1 protein-coding gene is annotated in these 1030 nt (G+C 74.3%); it reads left to right on the top strand.

Annotation, left to right across the window (positions count from 1 at the left end; translation table 11 throughout):
• Positions 1-141 precede the first annotated feature (141 nt).
• A partial coding sequence (locus ACT84W_RS02810) for a THUMP domain-containing protein (protein WP_444328139.1) occupies positions 142-1030 on the top strand: 889 nt, incomplete at its 3' end.

Here is a 1030-nt window from a genome sequence, read left to right as displayed (position 1 = left end):
TGGGGCGGCCTTTCTCGCGCCGCCGCCCCGCGCCGCGTGCGGTGTCCTTTTTGCGGCGGGGCGCCGCGCCGCGCGAGCCCTCGCCGCGGCTATGGGAAAATCAATCGGATTTGTTTGTCTACGGGCGAAAGGTGTCCCGAAATGGAGTTCATCGCGACGTGCCCCAAGGGGTTCGAGAAGCTGCTGGCCGAGGAGCTGGCGTCGTTCCACATTCCGCAGGTCCGCCAGCTGCGCGGCCAGGTCGCCTTCGGCGGCGAGCTCGCCGACGCCTACCGCGCCTGCCTGTGGAGCCGCCTCGCCTCGCGCGTCCTGCTCGTGCTCGCCCGCGTGGGCGCGGCCGACGCCGACGCGCTCTACGAGGGCGTCCAGTCCATCGACTGGTCCGCGCACCTCGCGCCCGGGGCTACCTTCGTCATAGACTCCCACGGCACGAACGACAACCTGCGCAACACCCAGTTCGTCGCGCTGCGCTCCAAGGACGCGATCTCGGACCAGCTGTTCTCGGCCCGCGGGATGCGCCCCGTCGTGAACACCGACGCCCCCGACGTCATCGTCGACGTGCGACTCCAGCGCGAGCGCGCGACCGTCTCGATCGACCTCACGGGCGAGCCGCTCTTCCACCGCGGCTACGACTCCCGCGCGGCGCGCAAGGTCGCCCCGCTGCGCGCCGACTACGCCGCCATGGTGCTCGCCGCCGGCCGCTGGTACCGCAACGTGCGCCACGGCGCTCCCGTGCTCGCGGCGCTCTGGGCTGGGCAGGGCGCCGTCCTCGTGGAGGCGGCCGCCGAGGCGCTCGACCGGGCGCCCGGCCTGCTCCGCGCGCGCTGGGGCTTCGAGGGCTGGGCGGGCCACGACGCGGACGCCTGGGACGAGCTGCTCGCCGAGGCCGACGAGCGCGCGACCGCGGGCGAGAAGAACTTCCTTGCCCTCTACGCCTGCGACACCCGCCCCGGCGCCGAGGCCGCCTGCCGCGGCGCCCTGCGCGCGGCCGGCCTCGACTGCGAGCTCACCTTCGCGCCCGCGGCCGAGG

This window comes from Paratractidigestivibacter sp. (assembly GCF_052362415.1).
GTDB lineage: Bacteria > Actinomycetota > Coriobacteriia > Coriobacteriales > Atopobiaceae > Paratractidigestivibacter.
Note: the sequence above shows the minus strand (reverse complement) of the source record. Positions and strands in the feature narration are given on the sequence as shown.